Origin of the sequence: Bradyrhizobium guangdongense, from assembly GCF_006483445.1 — a bacterium.
GTDB classification, from domain to species: Bacteria; Pseudomonadota; Alphaproteobacteria; order Rhizobiales; family Xanthobacteraceae; genus Bradyrhizobium; species Bradyrhizobium guangdongense_A.
In genome coordinates this window covers 1-17632 of the sequence record NZ_PPPT01000189.1, presented here as the reverse complement: position 1 = coordinate 17632, position 17632 = coordinate 1, and the positions used below count along the sequence as shown (strand labels likewise).

The window sequence follows — 17632 nt, the reverse complement described above, 5'->3', positions numbered from 1 at the left end:
TTATTTCGCGTTCGCGGCGGCGCGCTGCAGTGCGCGTGTCACCATGATGCCGCCGACATGCTTTCGGTATTCGACGGGGCCGCGGGCATCCGCCGCCGGCGCCATGATCGCTTCGGCTGCCGCGGCCGCCTTCTTCAGCGTGGCCGGATCGAGGCTGGTGCCGACTACGGCCGTGGCGGCGTCGGCAGCAAGAAGCGGGGTCTCGTGGACATTGGTGAGCCCGATCGCGCAAGTCGCAACCTTGCCGCCGGACATGGTGAGGACGACCGCCGCAGCGGCGGTGGCGTAGTCACCGACCTTGCGCTTGAGTTTTTCGTAGGCGTAGCCATGGCCGGCGGCGGGTACGGGCACAGAGACTGAGGTCAGGATCTCGCCGGGCTCGAGCGCGGTGAAATAGGCGCCCTGATAGAAATCCGCCGCCGCGACATCGCGGGCACCACTGGCGCCTTCGAGGCGGTAGCTCGCGCCGAGCGTCATCATCAGGGCCGGCATGTCGTTGCCGGGATCGCCATTGGCGACGTTGCCGCCGATCGTGCCGCGGTAGCGCACCTGCGGATCGGCGATCAGCAGCGCCGCCTCATGCAGGATCGGAACGGATTTGGCGACGTCCTCGGAGGCCAGCAGATCATGCTGGGTGGTCATCGCGCCGATGACGAGGTTGTTGCCGTTGCGGCTGATGCCCTTCAGTCCGGTGATGCCGTGCAGGTCGACCAGATGGGCCGGGCTCGCCAGCCGCAGCTTCATCATCGGCACCAGGCTGTGCCCGCCGGCCAGCGGCCGTGCGTCTTCGCCAAGGTCGGACAGGAGTTTGACGGCGTCGGCAACACTCGCCGGCCGGTGATAGCTGAATGATCCCGGGATCATCGGTTCCTCCCTACAATCGTCCTTTCGCGTGACAGCGCGGACGTTGAGAGAACGGTGGCGCTGTGATCGGACGGCCCGCAATCGCTCGGGCACGGAACAGCGGATTTCGCACGAAATGCGGCCCTGAACGCACGAACTGCGTCAGGGGAGACGACCTATGGCGGGATGAGCTTAGGCGTGCCGCCGGTTGGCGAGGCCCAACCTCGCCTTGACCTCGGCGATCTTGGCGCGGCTCACCGGCACGCGGTGCGGCGATGGGCCGTCGAGCTCGAGGATGGCGCCGTCGCCTTCTTTCCGGACCAGGGCGACATGGGGGATGGCGACGATGTGGCTGCGGTGCACCCGGATGAACAGGGAGGGATCGAGCTGCGCCTCGGCTTCCGAGATCGACCACGGGCACATCCGCTCGCGGGTGCCGTCATGGACCCGCGTGTAGTGGGCGTCGGCGCGGACGCTGCGGACATCGGCCGTATCTATAAAGTGCGTGCCGTCGGCGCCTTCGACCGGCAGGCGCGGAACGGGTGGCGCGCGCGGCGGCTGGCCAATGCCACCGAGCGGGGCCGGCACCGGCCGCGGTGACACCGCAGCTTGCGGAACCAGCTGCTCGGCCAGCATGTCCGGGACAACAGGCGCACCCGCCATCGCCGGCACCAGCGTCTGCCGTCGCGGATCGGGAACCAGCGAGAGCAAGAAGCCCGCTGCGATCACGAAGCACAGCAAGGCCACGACGATGGAAAGGATTTGCTGCGACGCGGCGAGACTGCCGCCGAGATGGTGATGGACTTGTCCTGTCAGCGGCACGAAATGCATGCCGTGCATCGCGGTGTAGTGCATGCCGGAGACCGCAACGCCGAAGGCGATCGAGCTCACGATCAGGCGCAGGCCCTCCTGCTGCGCGAGAAACGCACGCAAGCCGCCATAGGCGGTGACGATCGCGACCAGCACCGAGAGCAGGATCATCGATCCGTCATGCTCGATGGCAAAGGGCCCGGACAGGCCGTGGATCCCGACATAATGCATGCTGACGATGCCGGCGCCGAGCAGCACGGCCGAGGACGCCACCCGCTTCAGCGAGGGTTCGCCGATCGACACGAAGAAGAGCGAGATGCCGACCACCAGCGCGCAGATCAGGAACGAGATGATGGTGGGCAGGATCAGGTAGACGGTGTCCGGCGGCAGTGGTGCGGCCAGCATGCCGACGAAATGCATGGTCCAGATGCCGACGGCCAGAAACGCCGCAGCCCCCGCGAGCAGCACGCGGTTGCTGACGCCGGGCGTATTGCGGATGCGAGCCGCAAGCGCAAAGCCGGTATAGCCACCCAGACTCGCAATCGCCACCGAGAGCGCAACGAGATAGGGATCGTGTCCTTCGAACATGGTCTTGCCGACCGGTCCGTGTCCACGGCCCGGCCTCCTCCCGCCGCCGAGTTTATCAACGCGGCGGCGGGATTGACAATCAGCGGCGTGTGAACGCCTCCTTACACAATTCCGGCTGCGACCTGACCGCGCAGCCGCTCCAGGCCGAGCAGCGTGTTGGCGCAGGCTTCCGCGACCTCGACGCCCTTGATCGCAAAGTGCCTGCGGAAGAAGTCGTAGTGCACCTCGGTCTCATGGAATTGCTGCGGTGTCAGCACCGCCGAGAAGATCGGCACCTCGGTGCGGAGCTGCACGTCCATCAGCGCCTTGATGACGGTGTCGGCGACGAACTCGTGACGGTAGATACCGCCGTCGACCACGAGGCCGGCCGCGACGATCGCAGTGTAGCGCCGCGTCTTGGCCAGGATCTGCGCGTGCAGCGGGATCTCGAACGAGCCGGGCACCTGGAACACGTCGACATGGGTCAGGTGCCGTGCCTCGGCCTCCTTCAGGAAGGCAAAGCGCGCCTCCTGAACGACATCATGGTGCCAGCACGCCTCGACGAAGGCGACCCGCTGCGGCTTGGCGAAGTGTGGATGCTCAGGCATCGGCGGCGGTTCAGGCGGAACCGGCGGCGGCTGGGTTTGCTGGGAGGTTTGGACGTCTGGGTCTTGCAACATCTGATTCATGGCTTTCCTTCTTAAGGACCAGAATCAGGGCACACGGAACGACAAACAGCCGCATCAGCAGATGCGGACAGCTAGCGACCGTTCTCTTTCATCCGGACTGTGACCGTCGGCTTCGGAGTTGCACCGAATCTGCTGACCCTTCCCTTTGAGAAATTCCTTTGGGGAAATTCCCTTTGAGAAGGCGCTCGCGGGCTTGGGCCTTATCGACCCTTACCGCCGGTGGGGACTTTCACCCCGCCCTGAGAACATCGGCCGTTCGGAATGAACGACCTGAGCGGAACTATGCCGCCGGCAGGCCGGGGCAGCAAGCGGCTTGCGCATGGGGAAATCGCATGGGACCATGCGGAGAGGGGCGATCTGGCCCCATGGAACGGAATTTTCGAGCCATTAACGATTGCATCGGGCCGCTCAATCCGATTCCGGTTTGTTCTCAAATTAATAATTATGACTGCGATGAGCTGTGGACGAGCCGGACATGGCTTGTGGACGGACTCGCGACCCAGTTGCGCTGATTCCGCAAATCACATCAGTTGATCCCCGACAGCCCGCGCTGATCCGAGGGGATCGCCGAAACGACTCCGAGGAGATCGCAACGGCGACTCCGAGGGGATCGCGTCGCGACGAGGAGAGCGCGCGCCGGGCCAACCGTGTGCGTATCAAGACAACAAGAAGGCAAGAGGTCGAGACGGCATGTCCCTGCTCGAAAGCACTAGCGATTCCCGGAGCCACCCGTTGACGGTGGTCGAGGACATTGCCGCCAGCAACAACTGGCCGTTCGAACGTTCCGAAGACGAGTTGACGATCATCTCTCGCGGGCAGTGGACGGACTATCAGCTCTCCTTCACGTGGATGGGCGAGATCGAGGCGCTGCATCTGGCCTGCGCCTTCGACATGAAGATTCCCGTCGCGCGCCGGCCGGAGGTACAGCGCCTGGTCGCAGCGGTCAATGAGCAGTTGTGGATCGGGCATTTCGATCTCTGGACCCACACCGGCATGATCATGCATCGGCAGGCGCTGGTGCTGCCGGGCGGCCTCACCGCCTCGACGGCGCAATGCGAGAGCATGCTCAACGGCGCCATCCACGCCTGCGAACGCTACTACCCGGCGCTGCAATTCGTGGTCTGGGCGGGCAAGAGCACCGCGGAAGCGATGGACGCCGCGATGTTCGATACGATGGGGGAAGCGTAAGGCTTCCCGCCTCCAACGTCGTCCTGGACAAGCGCAGCTTTGGCCAACGCGTAGCGTTGACCAAAGCGGAGCGCAGATCCAGGACCCATACCGCGTGATGTCTCTGCATTGCGCGATGCTTGTTGCTCTGCCCTCCATCCACTAGAACCACTCGGGGTAATGGGTCCTGGCCTTCGCCAGGACGACACCGAGTATGTGGCGGCGACAATGGCGAACGACAGCACTCTCAAAAACATCACCGGCACCATCCTCCTCGCCGGCGCGGGCAAGATGGGCGGCGCGATGCTGACCGGATGGCTCGCGGGCGGGCTCGACCCGCGCCGCGTCGCTGTTGTCGAGCCGTATCTGTCGCCAGAGATCAGCGCGCTGGCCGCAAAGGGCGTCGCGCTCAATCCGGACGTAACAAGTGCGGGGACGGTCGAGACGATGATCGTCGCGGTGAAGCCACAGATGTTCCGCGAGGCCGGGGCGAAATTGAAGTCGTTCGTCTCGGACTCGACGGCCGTGGTTTCGATCATGGCGGGCACGACCATTGCCGCGCTCCAGGACGTCTGCGGCGGCGCAGTGGTGCGCGCGATGCCGAACACGCCGGCCGCGATCGGCCGCGGCATCACCGTTGCGGTCGCCGCCAGCAATGTCAGCGCGAAGCAGCGCGCGGTCGCCGATGCGCTGCTGCGCGCCACCGGCTCTGTCGAATGGGTTGAGGACGAAGGCCTCATGGATGCCGTGACGGCGGTCTCGGGTTCGGGTCCCGCCTATATCTTCCTGCTCGCCGAAGAGCTCGCGCGCGCCGGCGTGGAAGCCGGCCTGCCCGAAGCGCTCGCAACAAAACTCGCACGCGAGACGGTCGCGGGCTCAGGCGAACTGCTGCATCAGTCGGATCTTCCGTCGAGCAAGCTCCGCGAGAACGTCACCTCGCCTGGCGGCACCACGGCCGCGGCGCTCGGCGTGCTGATGGGCGAGCCAGGCTTGCGCGACTTGATGATCCGCGCGATCGCGGCGGCGACGAAGCGGTCGAAAGAACTGGCCAAATAACGAGATGCCGTAGGGTGGGCAAAGGCGCATTTGCGCCGTGCCCACCATCTCTCAACGATTGCAGCAGAAGCGGTGGGCACGCTTCGCTTTGCCCACCCTACGATTTCCGAGTGCGTGGCTACGTCGCGCCCAATCGCTTGTTGAACATCTCGACATTGACGAGGCCCCGTGCGTGGCGGCCTTCGCCGAGCTTGCGCGTGCCTTCGAAGGCCTCGACCTCGAAGCGGATGACACGGCGCTCGACCGCGACCACCTTTGCCGTGGTGCGCACCGTAGCGCCGACGAGCGCTGCGGCGAGATGACGGATGTCGACCTCGGTGCCGACGGTGACCCAGCCGGATTGCAGCGCCGCGCGGATGGCGTCGCCCGATGTCATCTCCATTTCCAGGATCATCATCGGCGTCGCGTAGACCATGGGCATGCCCGGCACGAAGTGCCCGACCGTGCGCTCCTTCGGCACCACGAGGGTGCGTTCCGCACTCATGCCGATCTTGATGAATTCGCGTGCGTCCATGGTTCTTTACCTCGTCGTCCTGGACAAGCGAACGAAGTGAGCGCTGATCCAGGACCCATTACCCCAGGGAGTAGTTTGGCGAAGACTCGCGGTCACCAGCGTCGTGCCACAACCGTTCCCTGGGGTAATGGGTCCTGGCTTTCGCCAGGACGACATCGGTGTCAGCCGCCGCGTCTGCGCCTACTTCTTCGCCGCTGCCGCGCGCTCCACAAAGGTCTTGCCACCCTTCATCTTGTGACGGAGCGGGGCTTCGTTGATCTGGATGACGACGGCTTCGGCATCGACGCCGAGATTCTTCACCAGCGCCTGGGTGATGTCGCGCATCATACCGGCCTTTTGTTCGTCGGTGCGGCCCTCGGCCATGCTGACGGTGATCTCAGGCATCTTTTTTCTCCCTTGCGGCCGAACGCCGGCCATTTATGACGGCGCTATCAAACAGGACGAGAATGCCCGGGACAAGCCCGGGCATGACGCCTTGCGGGAATAGCTAACCCCAGCTCACGTCATGGCGTGCCAGCACCTCGCGCACCTTGGCGACGAGGTCGGCTTCGCTGCAGGAGAACTGCGCGGGCCGCGTCTCGCGCCATTCCTGGTTGGAGGCGATGGCGGCTGCGGCCTTGGCGCCCTCGATCAAATCCTTGATCTGCACCTCGCCGCGCGTCTTTTCATCAGAACCCTGGATGATGACGCAGGGCGCGTTGCGGCGGTCGGCATATTTGAGCTGATTGCCCATGTTCTTGGGATTGCCGAGATAGAGCTCAGCGCGGATGCCTGATGTCCGCAGCGTCGTGACCATCTTTTGATAATCGGCGACGCGGTCGCGGTCGAACACGGTCACGACGACGGGACCGAATTCGGGCTTGGTGTCGAGCTTGCCAAGCAGCGTCAGCGCGGCCTGGAGGCGCGACACGCCGATCGAGAAACCGGTCGCCGGCACGAGCTCACCACGGAAGCGCGAGACGAGACCGTCGTAGCGGCCGCCACCACCAACCGAGCCGAAGCGCACCGGGCGGCCCTTCTCGTCCTTGGTGTCGAGCAGCAGTTCAACCTCGTAGACGGGGCCGGTGTAATATTCGAGGCCGCGCACGACGGAGGGATCGATCTTGATGCGGTCTTCGCCGTAGCCTGCGGCTGCGACGAGCTTGCTGATCTGATCGAGTTCGTCGCGCCCCTGCTGGCCGATCGCGCTGGCGCTGAGGCGCGGATCGATCGGGGCGTCCTTGTTCTGCTCGATGGCGGAGAGAACGAGCGCGATGTCGTCCTCCTTTAGGCCGGCGCCCTTGGTGAAATCGCCGGACTCGTCCTTGCGGCCTTCACCGAGCAGTTGCCTGACACCACCGACGCCGAGACGATCGAGCTTATCGATCGCGCGCATGATCGTGAGCCACTGACCGTCATCCGCGATGCCCAGCGCATCGCGCACGCCGTCAAGGACCTTGCGGTTGTTCACCTTCACGACGTACTGGCCGCGCGCGATGCCGAGCGCCTCCATCGTATCCGCTGCCATCATGCAGATTTCGGCATCGGCAGCCGGCGTCGCCGTGCCCACCGTATCCGCATCGAACTGCATGAACTGGCGGAAGCGGCCGGGGCCGGGCTTCTCGTTGCGGAAAACATAGCCGACGCGGTAGCTGCGATAGGGCAAGACCAGACCATCGGTCCCGTATCGCTCGCCGACATAGCGCGCGAGCGGCGCGGTCAGATCGTAGCGCAGCGATATCCATTGCTCGTCGTCGTCCTGGAACGAGAACACGCCCTCGTTGGGACGGTCCTGGTCGGGCAGGAATTTGCCGAGCGCGTCGGTATATTCCATCGCCGGCGTCTCCACGGGCTCGAAGCCGTAGAGCTCGTAGACGGCGCGGATTTTCTCGACCATCTCGCGCGTCGCCCGGATCGCGACGGGATCGCGATCCTCGAGCCCGCGCGGCAGGCGCGCCTTCAATTTCTGGGGTTTTTTGGGTTTTTCGGCCATGCGCGGCGTTTACCAGCCGACGCGCGAGGCGGCAACTGTTGGCTGACCTTACGGCTGCTCCATCCGCGCCCTGAGGGCGTCGGCGTCCGCTTTCGGCATGGATTTGAGCAGCGGCTTGATGGTCTCGCCACCGACGATCTTGTCGTTGCGCGTGAACATCCAGTCCGAAATGTCGGCGTCCCTGAACTCGGCCAGGTCACCTTCCCGCTTGCCCGGCAGATCGCGCGGCCGGTTGGCGAAGCGCGCCGAATAGGCCCCGTTCGGGAGCTTTTTCAGATCGGCCATCCAGATGTGCTCGGCACCGTTGCGAGTCGGAAAGCGCACCTTGAGCGAGTGCCCGGTCTCCGTTCCCTTGGGCGCGTCGAAGGAGGCCCAGAAAGTCGGCAGCATCGCGCGGGCGCGGGCGATCGCGGCGTTCATTTCCGCATCCGCCGTGCGGACGTCGATCACGGGCGAGCGGTCTTGCGAGTGGTCCTGCGCCTCGACCTCCGGCTTGGGCCCGATGGTCAAGATGCCGAACACGGTGATGCCGGTGACGGCGGCGAGGATGACCCATTTCAGGGGCTGGGTTGGTGTGAGGGCCATGGCGCAATGTCCGGAGGCTGCGATGTCTTCCGGCTTTGTCGCGGGGTCGCGGCGGTGCGTTCATGGATAGCGGTTGGCGTTCCCCGGATGCTGCGCAACGCGCCGCTCTTCGGCGTGGTGCGCTGCTGATCCGGGGTCTATCCGCGGCAAGATGGGTCCCGGCTCTGCGGCCGGGACACGGGATATCAGATCACCTTCCGGATCCAGTTGTGTGGATCGTTGGTGCGGCCGTACTGGATGTCGACGAGCTGCTTGCGCAGGCCCACGGCGACGGGGCCAGCCACGCCGCCACTGATCTCGAAGTCGCCGCTCACCGAGCGCACCTTGCCGATCGGCGAGATCACGGCGGCGGTGCCGCAGGCAAACGCTTCCTTCAGCCTGCCGCTGGCCGCATCCTTGCGCCACTGGTCGAGCGAATAGGGCTCCTCGCGCACGGTCTTGCCGGCGTCGCGGGCGAGCGCAATGATGGAGTCGCGGGTGATGCCAGGCAGGATCGTGCCGAGCGGCGGCGTCGAGAGCGATCCGTCGTCGAACACGAAGAACACGTTCATGCCGCCGAGCTCCTCGATGTAGCGGCGTTCGACCGCGTCGAGGAACACGACCTGATCGCAGCCGTGTTGGATGGCTTCGGCCTGCGCTCGGAGGCTCGCGGCATAGTTGCCGCCGCATTTGACGGCGCCGGTGCCGCCGATCGCGGCGCGCGTGTAGTTCTCGGACACCCAGATCGAGACCGGCGCGGGTCCGCCCTTGAAGTAGGAGCCGACCGGAGACGCGATGACCGCAAAAATATACTCGGACGACGGCTTCACGCCGAGGAAGGTCTCGCTCGCGATCATGAAGGGGCGAAGATAAAGGCTGCCCTCGCCGCCCGGTATCCAGGCGCGATCGATGCGCACGACCTGCTCGACCGCCTCGATGAAGACGTCTTCGGGCAGCTGCGCCATCGCCATGCGGTCGGCGGAATCCTTGAAGCGCCGCGCATTGGCGTCGGGGCGGAACAGGTTCACGCCGCCGTCGTCGCGCTTGTAGGCCTTGAGGCCTTCAAAAATTTCCTGCGCGTAGTGCAGGACGGCGCCGGCCGGATCGATCTGGAAGTTGGCGCGCGCCTCGACGCGGGCCTCATACCAGCCGCCCTTGGTCTGATTGTAGCGGACCACGGCCATGTGATCGGTGAAGACCCGTCCGAAGCCGGGATCCACGAGCTTGGCGACGCGGTCCTTCTCGGAGGTCGGGTTGGCCGCCGGCTGTATCTCAAATTTCAAACTCATTTCCCTTCCCTCCCGCTTCGGAATCGGCGCGGTATCTGCGCGCCGGCCTGCCTCTTTCGGGGCTGTCGGCTTGATAGGTCTGGACTAGCCTCGACGCCAGCCTTGTTAAGGCCGGTTTCCATGGCCAGCATGTCGCGGAGGACATGCTTTTGCCGAAGGCGGAAGTCCAGTATGTTTTGCCGAAATGCCGCTCGACAATCGCACGGTAGATCAATCTGGCCAGCGCCGGCTGTCCGGCACTTCCCGGCCATCTTCGATAACGACACCCGCGACGAAGCGATCTAATATTTCGTCCGGGTCGATCGTTTTGTAACATTGAACCCAAGATACGTCAATATGCCTGACATAAATTTCGCGACTCCCTCTTATGAAGCCGCCGACGCCAAGCCGGCCGCCGCCGATGGAGGCAATTTGCGCTGGGATATCATAGAGCTGCTGTTCTTCGCCTATCGCGACTTCGTCGGCGATCCCGACCAGGAGCTGGAGGCATTCGGCTTCGGCAGGGCCCATCACCGCGTCATGCATTTCGTCTTCCGCTACCCCGGCCTGAAGGTCGCCGACCTCCTGGATGTCCTGCGCATCACCAAGCAGTCGCTCGGGCGCGTGCTCAAGCAATTGCTCGATGAGGGCTACATCATCCAGAAGACCGGCGACAACGACCGCCGCCAGCGCCTGCTCTACGCAACGCCCAAGGGTGAGGCGCTGGTGCAGAAGCTCGCTGGCTTGCAGACCACCCGCATCACCAACGCGCTCGCCGAGATGAGCCAGGACGATGCCGAAACCGTGAAGCGCTTTCTGCTCGCCATGATCGACCGCGACGATCCGGACAAGGTGCTGCAGACCATCTTCGCGTCCGGCCATTCAAGCACGAAGGAGTGACCGTGACGCTTGCCGCCACCCTCGCCCGCACGCCGCCGCGCCCGGCCGACGACGCACCACATCTCCTGCTCGTCGACGACGACCGCCGCATCCGCGATCTCTTGTCCCGCTTCCTGTGCGCCGAAGGCTACCGCGTGACGACGGCGGCGAGCGCAGGCGACGCCCGTGCAAAGCTCACGGGCCTGCATTTCGACCTGCTGATCCTCGACGTCATGATGCCCGGCGAGACCGGCTTCGACCTCGCCCGCTTCATCCGCAAATCGTCCTCGGTCCCGATCGTGATGCTGACGGCGCGGCACGAGGCAGAAGCACGCATCGAGGGCCTGCAGATCGGGGCCGATGACTATGTCGCAAAGCCGTTCGAGCCGCGCGAACTGGCGCTGCGCATCAACAACATCCTCAAGCGCGCCGCGCCGCCGCAAACCGCAACCGTCGAGAAGATCGCCTTTGGTCCCTACGTATTTCATCTCGATCGCGGCGAATTGCGCGAGGGCGAGGAGGTCGTCCACCTCACCGACCGCGAGCGCGAGATGCTGCGCATCCTGAGCGAGGCGCCGGGCGAGACCGTGCCGCGCAGCGCGCTGACCGGCAATGGCAGCGTCAACGAGCGCGCGGTCGACGTGCAGATCAACCGCCTGCGGCGCAAGATCGAGCGCGATCCGACCAACCCGTTGTTCCTGCAGGCGGTGCGCGGCATCGGCTACCGGCTGGTGGCCGCGCCGTAAGCCAGCAATGAAGCCCAACCGATGAGCACGATTGATACCGGCCTGACGCTTCTCAAGAGCGCGGCGGGCCGCGTCTCCGCCGTCAATGGCTGGATGGGCAACGCGTTCAAGAGCTGGATGCCGACCGGCCTCTATGCCCGCGCGCTGCTGATCATGATCGTGCCGATGGTGATTTTGCAATCGGTCGTCGCCTTCGTGTTCATGGAGCGGCACTGGAACACGGTGACGCGCCGCCTGTCGGCCGCCGTCGTGCAGGACGTCGCGGCACTGATCGACGTCTACAAGGGCTATCCGCAGGACAAGGACCGCGACCTGATCCGCCGCATCGCGCAGCAGCGCCTCGGCCTCGTCGTCGACTTCCTGCCAGCGGGCGACATGCCGCCGCCGGGGCCAAAACCGTTCTTCTCGCTGCTCGACCAGACGCTGTCGGTGCAGCTCGGACGACAGATCGGGCGTCCGTTCTGGATCGACACCGTCGGCCGCTCCAACCTGGTCGAGATCCGCATCCAGCTCGACGACGCCGTGATGCGGATTTTCGCACAGCGCGGTGCTGCCTATGCCTCGAACTCGGAGATCTTCCTGTTCTGGATGGTCGGAACATCGTCGATCCTGCTGATCGTCGCGGTGCTGTTCCTGCGCAATCAGATCAAGCCGATCCTGCGGCTCGCGGACGCCGCGGAAAGCTTTGGCAAGGGCCGCGAGGCGCCGAATTTTCGTCCGCGCGGTGCCCGTGAGGTTCGGCGCGCGGCGCAGGCCTTCCTCGAGATGAAATCGCGCGTCGAGCGTTCGATCGAGCAGCGTACCGCGATGCTCGCGGGCGTCAGCCACGATCTGCGTACCATCCTCACCCGCTTCAAGCTCGAACTCGCGCTGATCGGTGACAGCCCCGAGCTCGAGGGCATGCGCAAGGACGTCGACGAGATGTCGATGATGCTCGAGGATTACCTCGCGTTCGCGCGCGGCGATACCGGCGAGCAGGCGCAGCCGACCGACATGGCACAGGCGCTGGAAGAATTGCGCAGCGATGCCGAACGCCACGGGCATGCGGCAACCGTTGCCTTCCAGGGCTTGCCGGTGGTGACGGTGAAGCCGGCCTCGTTCAAGCGCTGCCTCGCCAACCTCGTCTCCAACGCGGCGCGTCACGGCAAGACGATTGCGATCACCGGCCAGCGTGATCACCGCTATCTCACCGTCACCGTCGACGATGACGGCCCGGGCATTCCCGCTAACATGCGCGAAGAAGTGTTCAAGCCGTTTTTGCGGCTGGACAATGCGCGCAACCAGGACGAAGGCGGCACCGGCCTTGGCCTTGCCATCGCGCGCGACATCGCGCGCTCGCATGGCGGCGACATCACGCTCGGCGACAGTCCGATGGGCGGATTGCGTGCGGCGGTACGGATACCGGTGTGATGGCGGGTTGGCCGCCTACTTCGGCAGCAGATTCTTAAGCTTGTCGGCGTCGCGGACGTTCATCTTGAAGCCGCCGGGCATCACGATGTCGCCGGGCTTCTGATCCGGCTTGCAGGCACCCAGCCATTTGGCTTCGATCGTCGTGGTGGAATCGCGGCCCGCAGCACCCGCCGGCCCGCCCTGCACATGCGCGGTGCTCTTCACCGTGTAGGCGGAGTTGAAATCGCCGGTGATGTCGGCATGCGTCGTCGTGGTCATGCCGGCGACGTTGCAGACGGAATCGGTGACATAGCCGGTCGCGGTCTTCTGGATGTCCTGCTTGGAGCAGACCTGCTTCGTGACCGGGGAGATGTTGTTGTTCATCTCCTTGTCCACGGTCTCGTCGGTGCAGTGCTGCATGGTCATCTCGGGCATCGGAGAGCCGGCCCTGACCATCTTCATCTCCCACAGGCCCGCCTTGCGCACGGGCATGTCGACGGCCTGCGCGCTGGACGTCGCAACGATCGCCAGCAGGAGGGATACATAGAAAACAAGAGGCTGTCGCGTCATGCGCCAAGCTCCCGGCATTTCGAGCTCAGTTGCGGATCAATAGAGCGTACGGATCGGCCGGTCGGCGGCGCCATACGGCACCCAGCGGCAGGAGAACGAGATGTAGCCGCCGTCGTAGGGCTGCACGGCGAGAAACTTCACGACCTTGCCGTAACGCGCGCAATGATCGACCGCGACCTGCCGCGCATCGACCTGGGTCGCCATCGAATAGGCGATGATGCCGCCGGTGTCGTTGCCCTTGAAAGGCGGCACCGGAAGGATGTCCGCGCGAGCGGCTCCGCCTGCCAGAACACCAAGGGCAACCAGGCCCGCAGCCGCAATGATTCGCATTCCCGTCACTCCATCTCGTTGAACCTAGTTTACGGTGCCCGAAGGACGGAGAAAAGAACGCCAGGCCCGAAGATGCGACATTGCATCCAAGTCGTCGCCAAGTGTTGCCGCGTTGCACTTGACCCGCCCTGACCTTCGCGGCACGGTCCAACGCTTGCAGCCATGCTTCCCGGATTGCCCATGCGCGCCCTCACCTCCCTGAAAACATTCCGCTTTGCCGCGGTGCTCGGTCTTCTGTTCGGCGCGCTGTCCCTTGGCGAGGCCAGGGCCGCCAATCCGCTGGAGATGAATTTCTGGCTGAGCGGCCCGCGCTATGACGGCCGGGTTGGCGATTGCGACAAGGCGCTGCCGACGATCGCGACCCAGTTCTGGGACAAGGAAAGCTCATTCTGGAATTCCTCGTTGAAGATCACCGGCTTCTCCGCCGTCCGCGAGATCGCCTTCCGGCCCTGGCAGTCCGACAATATCCCGCGGCGCTACTGCACCGGGCAGGCCATGCTCACTGACGGCAAGATCCGCACTGTGCACTTCTCGATCATCGAGGACGGCGGCTTCGCCGGCTTCGGCCAGGGCGTCGAATGGTGCGTGGTCGGGCTCGACCGCAACTGGGCCTACAATCCGGCCTGCCGGGCGGCAAAACCCTGATTCGGGTTGTTGCTCGCTCCGTTCGGACGAGCTTCAATTTTGTTCTTGAAATGTTCTCATCGCCTGCTAGGCTCATGTGCACAGTCTAGTTGAGGGGCGTCGTCATGTTTCATTCCCGATTGCATTCGCTCTCCTGCTTCCTGATCTCGCTGCTCCTGTCCGCCGGCCTGTCCATGCTCGCCAATCCGGCGACGGCCCAGGACAAGCGGCAAAACGCGCCCGGCGAGTTCGACTTCTATGTGCTGTCGCTGTCCTGGTCGCCCTCGTTCTGCGAAGAGAACGCCGAGCGCGGCGGGCGCTCCCAGATCCAGTGCAGCGGGCGGCCGTTCGCCTTCGTGGTGCACGGGCTGTGGCCGCAATATGAGAACGGCTTTCCGGAATACTGCCAGCGACCGGCCCCGCGGCTGAACCGCAACATCGTCTCCTCGATGCTCGATCTGATGCCGGCGCCGGGCCTGATCTTCAATGAATGGGACAAGCACGGCACCTGCTCCGGGCTGTCGGAGCGGAATTACTTCGAGGCGATCCGCAAGGCGCGCGCCGTGGTGAAGATTCCGGCTGATTTTCTCGACCTGTCGCAGGCCAAGACCCTCGCGCCTGCCGATATCGAGGAGGCCTTCGTCAAGGCCAATCCGGGCCTGAGCAGTGCTGCGATCTCCGTCACTTGCAACCGCACACGCCTGTCGGAAGTGCGCATCTGCATGAGCAAGGACCTGCAATTCCGGGCCTGCGAGGAACTCGACCGCCGCGCCTGTCGCCGTGACCAGGTGACGATGCCGCCGATCCGCGGTGGGTAGACTGGAGTGACGTCATTCCGGGGCGGTGCGCAAGCACCGAACCCGGAATCCATTTCGCCACCTGCAATGCGGCTAGATGGATTCTCCGATGCGCAATTGCGCATCGGATTTCGTGCTTCGGACGCCCCGGAATGACAGCAGTTGCTTTCATCTCGTGATGTCGTAACTGTCCGTCATGAACTACCGTCACGCCTTCCATGCCGGCAATTTTGCCGATGTCATCAAGCACATCGTACTGGCGCGCATCCTGACCTATCTGCAGGACAAGCCGGCCGCCTTCCGCGTCATCGACACCCATGCCGGTGCCGGCCTTTACGATCTCGAAAGCGAGGAGGCGACGCGCAGCGGCGAGTGGCTGAGCGGGATCGCGCGCATCATGCAGGCGCGCTTTACCAACGAGACCATCGCGCTGATCAAGCCGTATCTCGACATTGTCCGCGCCTTCAATCAACCCGGCGAACTCAAGACCTATCCGGGATCGCCGTTGATCGCGCGCGGCCTCTTGCGGCCGCAGGATCGCCTCGTTGCCTGCGAGATCGAGCCCAATGCGCGCAAGGCCCTGATCGGCGCGCTGCGCCGCGACACGCAGGCCCGCGTGGTCGATCTCGACGGCTGGATGGCACTGACCGCCTACGTGCCGCCGAAGGAACGCCGCGGCCTCGTGCTGATCGACCCGCCCTTCGAGGCCAGGGACGAATTCGAACGGCTCGGCGACAGCTTCGCGGAAGCCTTCGCCAAATGGCCGACCGGCATCTACGTGATCTGGTATCCGGTGAAAAACCGGCGCGGCGCCGAAACCCTGGCGCAGACCGTGGCGCGCGCCGCAGCAGCCGCAAAACCGCCCGGCAAGTGCCTGCGGCTCGAGTTCAGCGTCGCACCGCAAACGGCCGGTGCACCACTCACCTCTACCGGGTTGTTGATGGTCAACCCACCCTACACGTTGCAGAACGAGCTGAAGACAATCCTCCCCGAGCTCGAGAAGCCGCTCGGTCAGGGCGGTGCAGCACGCTTCAGGCTCGACGTGCCGAAGCCATAAGGCCCAGCGATGTTTGGGAAAAATATGCAGGACCGGTAGTCAATCTGCAGAGAACCGTATTATGCTGTGCCTCGTGACTGGCTTTGCGTTCCGCTTCCGCGAATGGTTGCGGCGGAGTGAAGGCCGAACAAGGATCCAGGCGGACTATTAGTCCGCTCAAGGATGGCCATGCTCTTGGGCTCGTGAATGTCCGGTCGCGCCGAGACGCGGTCGGCGTCGCGGCGGAGGGAGCAATGCGGGGGAGGAGTACCCGATGGCCATGACGGGGACGGTCAAGTTCTTCAACGGCGAGCGCGGCTATGGTTTCATCAAGCCTGATGACGGCGGTCGCGATGTGTTCGTTCACATCACCGCGGTCGAGCGGGCGGGACTGAAGGACCTCACCGAAGGACAGCGGATCACATTCGAGGTCGAGCCGGACAAGAAGGGAAAGGGACCCAAGGCGGTGAACCTGGTCATCCTGTCCTAGACGCCGACGCGAAAAAAATCCCGGCCGCGAGCGGCCGGGAGGTTGTGGTCCGGTATTTTCTTCTCACTATCAGAAGCGATAGTTCACGCCTGCGCGCACAACGCTGGCGCTGTAGCCGTTTGACACGCCCGTAATCGCGAACTGACTGGTCGACAGGTCGATGTAGAGATATTCGAGCTTTGCGCTCCAGTTCTGCGTCAGGCCGACTTCGGCGCCGACGCCGACGGTCCAGCCCGCGGTGGTGTGGGATTCAGACACACCAAAAAAGGTCTGTCCGTTCAGCTTGCCGAAGGCGAGACCGGCGGTGCCGTAGACCAGGATATTGTTGAGCGCGTAGCCGGCGCGGCCGCGCACGTTGCCGAACCACGGGTTGGAAAACTTCCACGGCGCAAAGGTGTCGTCGGCACCCGAAGCCTGGATGTCGCCCTCAATGCCGAACACCCAGGGGCCGGTCTGGAAATTGTAGCCGGCCTGCACACCGCCGACGAAGCCCGACGGATTGGTCGGGTTGTTGCTCACCGAGCCCCAGGCATAACCGATGTTGCCGCCGATATAGGGACCGGCCCAGCTATAGGCGTTGAGCGGCTGGTTGACCGTATAGGGCGCGCGCTGTCCGTAGTTCATATCTGCGGCCCCAGCGGAAGCGGTCCAGCCGGCGGCGATCACGGCCGCAGCGCCCAAAACGAACCTCTTCATCGCACACTCCCCACGCAACTGCCGCACCATCAGTTGCGGCGCGCGCAGGAGGCGCAGCCGAACGCATGGTTACGGAACCAAGACTTTTTCGCGTAGGATTTATCGAGAGTTTTAAGTTAAAGGCTTGTTAAGCGCGGTTACCGCGCACTTAACAGTCTTAAGGAAGCGTTACCGGGAACTGCGCGCCGGCATGTGCATGCAATGTCCGCCGGAACTTCAAATCGGCGGCCCCAGCGCCTAAATTCGTCCCATGGCCCACGATTCCACCGACAACCCGGCCCCTCTGCCTGCGGAGAAATCCGCCCGCGGCACGGCGCTCGACGCCCCGCCCGAGGGGCTGACGCCGCCGGACGTCGATCCCGCGGCCGCATCCAGCGAGGACGACGACGAGGGACGGCTGCCCGACATCCTGGAAGAGACCGGCGCCATCGGCGACGGGCCACTCGCAACCGGCCACGAGGCGATCGAGCGCGCGGTGCGGCTCGCGCCGACCTCGGCCGGCGTCTATCGCATGCTCAATGCGAACAACGACGTGCTCTATGTCGGCAAGGCCAAGAACGTCAAAAAGCGCCTCTCCAATTACGCGCGCCGGCTGCGGTGCGCTCTGGCGCGCGTAATTGGAGAG

The 17632-nt window shown here is 64.4% G+C and carries 21 protein-coding genes and 1 riboswitch; of the genes, 10 read left to right on the top strand and 11 right to left on the bottom strand.

The window, feature by feature from the left end; translation table 11 throughout:
• The 3 genes from C2U70_RS25945 to C2U70_RS25935 all read right to left on the bottom strand — a co-directional run bounded on the left by C2U70_RS25945 (position 1) and on the right by C2U70_RS25935 (position 2909).
• Positions 1 to 864: an FAD binding domain-containing protein gene (locus C2U70_RS25945; protein ID WP_140981469.1), complete on the bottom strand. Its 864-nt coding sequence runs from the start codon at positions 862 to 864 to the stop codon at positions 1 to 3.
• Between the two features lie 171 nt (positions 865 to 1035).
• A complete protein-coding gene (locus tag C2U70_RS25940) occupies positions 1036 to 2241 on the bottom strand; it encodes an MHYT domain-containing protein (protein WP_140981468.1) in 1206 nt (401 codons plus the stop codon).
• Positions 2242 to 2342: 101 nt separating this feature from the next.
• Positions 2343 to 2909 (bottom strand): 6,7-dimethyl-8-ribityllumazine synthase, encoded by a 567-nt coding sequence (locus C2U70_RS25935; protein WP_140981467.1) that lies wholly within the window; start codon positions 2907 to 2909, stop codon positions 2343 to 2345.
• 76 nt (positions 2910 to 2985) lie between these two features.
• A riboswitch (FMN riboswitch) is annotated at positions 2986 to 3160 on the bottom strand.
• A gap of 439 nt (positions 3161 to 3599) precedes the next feature.
• On the opposite strand from C2U70_RS25935, the gene C2U70_RS25930 reads away from it, so the two are divergent.
• Together C2U70_RS25930 and proC are read left to right on the top strand one after the other, a co-directional pair.
• A complete protein-coding gene (locus C2U70_RS25930; RefSeq protein WP_140981466.1) occupies positions 3600 to 4097 on the top strand; it encodes a YbjN domain-containing protein in 498 nt (165 codons plus the stop codon).
• A gap of 207 nt (positions 4098 to 4304) precedes the next feature.
• Entirely contained in the window at positions 4305 to 5132 is an 828-nt protein-coding gene (proC, locus tag C2U70_RS25925; RefSeq protein WP_140981465.1) for a pyrroline-5-carboxylate reductase, read from the top strand.
• A gap of 118 nt (positions 5133 to 5250) precedes the next feature.
• Here the strand turns inward: proC and C2U70_RS25920 are convergent, their stop codons facing one another.
• The 5 genes from C2U70_RS25920 to C2U70_RS25900 all read right to left on the bottom strand — a co-directional run bounded on the left by C2U70_RS25920 (position 5251) and on the right by C2U70_RS25900 (position 9471).
• Positions 5251 to 5646 carry a thioesterase family protein gene (locus C2U70_RS25920; protein ID WP_140981464.1) on the bottom strand — a complete coding sequence of 132 codons (396 nt, stop codon included), beginning with the start codon at positions 5644 to 5646 and terminating at the stop codon, positions 5251 to 5253.
• 180 nt (positions 5647 to 5826) lie between these two features.
• Positions 5827 to 6030 carry a tautomerase family protein gene (locus tag C2U70_RS25915; RefSeq protein WP_057741976.1) on the bottom strand — a complete coding sequence of 68 codons (204 nt, stop codon included), beginning with the start codon at positions 6028 to 6030 and terminating at the stop codon, positions 5827 to 5829.
• Between the two features lie 103 nt (positions 6031 to 6133).
• On the bottom strand, positions 6134 to 7522 hold the full coding sequence (gene hisS / locus C2U70_RS25910; RefSeq protein ID WP_433960709.1) for a histidine--tRNA ligase: 1389 nt from the start codon (positions 7520 to 7522) through the stop codon (positions 6134 to 6136).
• Positions 7523 to 7666: 144 nt separating this feature from the next.
• Complete coding sequence (locus C2U70_RS25905; RefSeq protein ID WP_140981462.1) at positions 7667 to 8203, bottom strand: YegJ family protein; 537 nt, start codon at positions 8201 to 8203, stop codon at positions 7667 to 7669.
• Positions 8204 to 8388: 185 nt separating this feature from the next.
• On the bottom strand, positions 8389 to 9471 hold the full coding sequence (locus C2U70_RS25900; protein WP_140981461.1) for a branched-chain amino acid aminotransferase: 1083 nt from the start codon (positions 9469 to 9471) through the stop codon (positions 8389 to 8391).
• Between the two features lie 336 nt (positions 9472 to 9807).
• Here C2U70_RS25900 and C2U70_RS25895 point away from each other — a divergent pair, with 336 nt between their 5' ends.
• Genes C2U70_RS25895 through C2U70_RS25885 form a run of 3 tightly spaced genes read left to right on the top strand, consistent with a single transcriptional unit; the run spans position 9808 to position 12485 of the window.
• Positions 9808 to 10350 (top strand): MarR family winged helix-turn-helix transcriptional regulator, encoded by a 543-nt coding sequence (locus tag C2U70_RS25895; protein ID WP_140981460.1) that lies wholly within the window; start codon positions 9808 to 9810, stop codon positions 10348 to 10350.
• Complete coding sequence (locus C2U70_RS25890; protein ID WP_140981459.1) at positions 10347 to 11075, top strand: response regulator; 729 nt, start codon at positions 10347 to 10349, stop codon at positions 11073 to 11075. The genes C2U70_RS25895 and C2U70_RS25890 overlap by 4 nt, the downstream gene beginning before the upstream one ends.
• A 21-nt stretch (positions 11076 to 11096) precedes the next feature.
• Complete coding sequence (locus C2U70_RS25885; RefSeq protein WP_140981458.1) at positions 11097 to 12485, top strand: ATP-binding protein; 1389 nt, start codon at positions 11097 to 11099, stop codon at positions 12483 to 12485.
• Positions 12486 to 12500: 15 nt separating this feature from the next.
• Here the strand turns inward: C2U70_RS25885 and C2U70_RS25880 are convergent, their stop codons facing one another.
• Both C2U70_RS25880 and C2U70_RS25875 read right to left on the bottom strand, forming a co-directional pair.
• Positions 12501 to 13034, bottom strand: a complete 534-nt coding sequence (locus C2U70_RS25880) for a DUF3617 domain-containing protein (protein ID WP_140981457.1) — start codon at positions 13032 to 13034, stop codon at positions 12501 to 12503.
• Between the two features lie 36 nt (positions 13035 to 13070).
• Positions 13071 to 13364, bottom strand: a complete 294-nt coding sequence (locus C2U70_RS25875; protein ID WP_140981456.1) for a hypothetical protein — start codon at positions 13362 to 13364, stop codon at positions 13071 to 13073.
• Positions 13365 to 13544: 180 nt separating this feature from the next.
• On the opposite strand from C2U70_RS25875, the gene C2U70_RS25870 reads away from it, so the two are divergent.
• The 4 genes from C2U70_RS25870 to C2U70_RS25855 all read left to right on the top strand — a co-directional run bounded on the left by C2U70_RS25870 (position 13545) and on the right by C2U70_RS25855 (position 16311).
• Positions 13545 to 14009 (top strand): hypothetical protein, encoded by a 465-nt coding sequence (locus C2U70_RS25870; protein ID WP_140981455.1) that lies wholly within the window; start codon positions 13545 to 13547, stop codon positions 14007 to 14009.
• 104 nt (positions 14010 to 14113) lie between these two features.
• Positions 14114 to 14806: a ribonuclease T2 family protein gene (locus C2U70_RS25865; protein WP_140981454.1), complete on the top strand. Its 693-nt coding sequence runs from the start codon at positions 14114 to 14116 to the stop codon at positions 14804 to 14806.
• Between the two features lie 175 nt (positions 14807 to 14981).
• The gene (locus tag C2U70_RS25860; protein ID WP_140981453.1) at positions 14982 to 15842 is read left to right on the top strand and encodes a 23S rRNA (adenine(2030)-N(6))-methyltransferase RlmJ; all 861 of its coding nucleotides are present in this window, start codon (positions 14982 to 14984) and stop codon (positions 15840 to 15842) included.
• Between the two features lie 253 nt (positions 15843 to 16095).
• Positions 16096 to 16311, top strand: coding sequence for a cold-shock protein (locus tag C2U70_RS25855; RefSeq protein ID WP_027523068.1), 216 nt, complete (start codon positions 16096 to 16098; stop codon positions 16309 to 16311).
• A 69-nt stretch (positions 16312 to 16380) separates the two neighbouring features.
• Here C2U70_RS25855 and C2U70_RS25850 read toward each other — a convergent pair whose 3' ends face one another.
• The gene (locus C2U70_RS25850) at positions 16381 to 17007 is read right to left on the bottom strand and encodes an outer membrane protein (RefSeq protein ID WP_140981452.1); all 627 of its coding nucleotides are present in this window, start codon (positions 17005 to 17007) and stop codon (positions 16381 to 16383) included.
• A 250-nt stretch (positions 17008 to 17257) separates the two neighbouring features.
• On the opposite strand from C2U70_RS25850, the gene C2U70_RS25845 reads away from it, so the two are divergent.
• The coding region (locus tag C2U70_RS25845; protein ID WP_186294473.1) for a GIY-YIG nuclease family protein at positions 17258 to 17632 on the top strand (375 nt) is incomplete at its 3' end.